A 2,190-nucleotide genomic window follows, 5' to 3' on the forward strand; every position below is an offset into this window, starting at 1 on the left:
CTCTACTACCAGGTGCCCGGCGGCGGCCTGTGCGGGGACTGCGTGCTGCGGACCAGGTGAGCGGGCGGTCCGTTCGAACCGGCGCAGGCCACCGGGGCGCGGTTGCACCGCTCCCCGATGGCCCCGCGGCAGCGCCGTGACGTCGTCTTCGACCGCCGGCTCGCCGACGCGTCCCGTGGCGCTAGGTCCGCTCGTGGCGGCCCACTAGACCCGTACTTCGCGGGTGACTGTTTCAGGTCTGTGGCCAGCGGGTTTGTGTGATGTCGGTGTCGAGGAGATCGAGGAGGTGGAGTTGGACGCCGCGGTTGATCTGGACGGTTGGCGGGTCGGTGACGTTGCCGATCCGCAGGGTGAGTTCGCCGAGGTGGTAGAGGATCATCCGGCCGGTGGGCCGGACCCGTCGGTTGTCCGGATAGAGACCGGCCATGGTCTCGTCGGGGCCCAGCGCGCGTCTGACCTGCCGCTCGATCAGGCAGAAGACGAGCAGGGCCAGGCAGATCACCTGGATCAGCGCGGCGACGCGCCGGTTGTGCTGCACGAAGACCGGTGCGACCGCGAGGGGGCCCTTGAAGTCGTGGTAACGCCGTTCGACCGCACCCTGGCCCTTGTAATGGATCAGGACCTGGGCCGGGCCGGCCTTGTCGGCCGGGACGCTGGTGATGAGTGCGTACCAGCCGTCGACGGCTGCTTCGGCCTTGAGTACGTCCTGGTCGAAGTGCCAGGCAAGGCCGGGGGTGCCTTGCTCGTCCTCGGTGATCTGCCACCGCAGGCAGGAGGTGACACGGCGTTTGGCTGTGACGACGCCGATCCGGGCGACGATCTTCTCCCGGGTCTTGTAGTGCCGTCCGCCCGCCGCTGCGGTGAGCCTGTCGAGGTCTTCGGCAGCCTTGGCCAGTCGTTTGGCCCGGGCCGCCTGCTGGCCGGCCGCGACGGCGGTGGAATGGACCAGGATCCGGCGCACGGTCAGCAGTGGATCGCTCTTGCGGCGGCCGGTCATCGTATGAACGTCTTCCAGGACCCGGTAGGTCTCCCGTTCCGCCCCCGGTTTCCTCTCGTCCCGCGCGGGCACCCAGTCGACGGGCTGTGCCTCCTCAGGATCCAGGACTGCGTAGAACTCGTCCTTGATCTGCGCGGCCGGGACGGGCGCGATGAACTCCACCCCGGCCTGAAGCAGGGCGGTGATGTTGGAGTAGGACACCAGCTTGGAGTCGGCGACCATCAAGAACTCGTGGGTGCCGGCCATCGCTTTGAGGTCTTTCATCGCTCCGACGACCTGGCTGACCTCGGCCGCGGCGCCGTCGAAGACCCGGGAGTGCACGGGGATACCGCCGTCGGCGGACACCGCGAGCCCGGCCTGGACCTGTTTCAGGTCCAGGCGCCGGTCTTTGGGATGCCCGTTGCAGGCGATGAGCGGGTACCGCTCGTCCTGGTCACCGGCGGGGAAGGCGCCATGGACGGACATGCTGGTCATGTCCCAGTGCAGCCGGGAGACGTCGATCCCGAACTCAGTGATGGCCCGGGCACCGACGGTGCCCGCGATGACCTCCAGCTTCGGGGCGATCGCGTCCAGCGCGCGGGCCAGACGGTCGTCGTTGAGCAGGTCCGGTGTGATGCCGAAGACCTCCTCCACCGCCCAGGTGCGGGCCCAGTCCCCGACCCGCACCAGCGGTGCGGGCGAGGTCAGCCGGTTGGCCACCAGTGCCTCGATGACCTGTCCGTGGGTCAGATGGGCGCTCGCGCCGCCCGGACACACCTCATCGACGACCCCGGCAACATCCAGCCGGCGCAGAAACTCGGCAGCGACAGGCAGAGCGCCCAGACGCTTCTCCACCACGGATGTCACCACGCACTCAAAGCGCTGGCGCTGGGACCGTGGCCGCGGGGACCGGGAAGTCATCGACACACCCGGACCAACGCCACACCACCGGTCCGGGACACTCCCGGACCGGTCACACCATACGAATCAACGACCCGCGAAGTACGGGACTAGAAGGGGAAGTGGCCGCGCCCGTGCTGGACCGAGATCCACTTCTGGGTGGTGAAGGCCTCCACCGTCGCGTCGCCGTTCAGCCGGCCCAGCCCCGAAGCCTTCTCCCCGCCGAACGCGGCGAGCGGCTCGTCCCCGATGGTGGAGTCGTTGACGTGGATCATCCCCGTCTCGATGCGCTGCGCGAACCGGACCCCGCGCTC

General features: G+C 68.9%; 3 protein-coding genes. 1 reads left to right on the forward strand and 2 read right to left on the reverse strand.

Annotated features, from left to right (window positions below; all coding sequences use genetic code 11):
• On the forward strand, positions 1–60 hold a 60-nt coding region (locus tag ACFWBF_RS37205), incomplete at its 5' end, for a (2Fe-2S)-binding protein (RefSeq protein WP_385609261.1).
• 172 nt (positions 61–232) lie between these two features.
• Here ACFWBF_RS37205 and ACFWBF_RS37210 read toward each other — a convergent pair.
• Positions 233–1,834, reverse strand: coding sequence for an IS1634 family transposase (locus ACFWBF_RS37210; RefSeq protein WP_254211644.1), 1,602 nt, complete (start codon positions 1,832–1,834; stop codon positions 233–235).
• Positions 1,835–1,986: 152 nt separating this feature from the next.
• A partial coding sequence (locus ACFWBF_RS37215; protein WP_385609260.1) for an aldehyde dehydrogenase family protein occupies positions 1,987–2,190 on the reverse strand: 204 nt, incomplete at its 5' end.

This window comes from Streptomyces sp. NPDC060028, from assembly GCF_042736725.1.
In the GTDB taxonomy this organism is placed as follows: domain Bacteria; phylum Actinomycetota; class Actinomycetes; order Streptomycetales; family Streptomycetaceae; genus Streptomyces.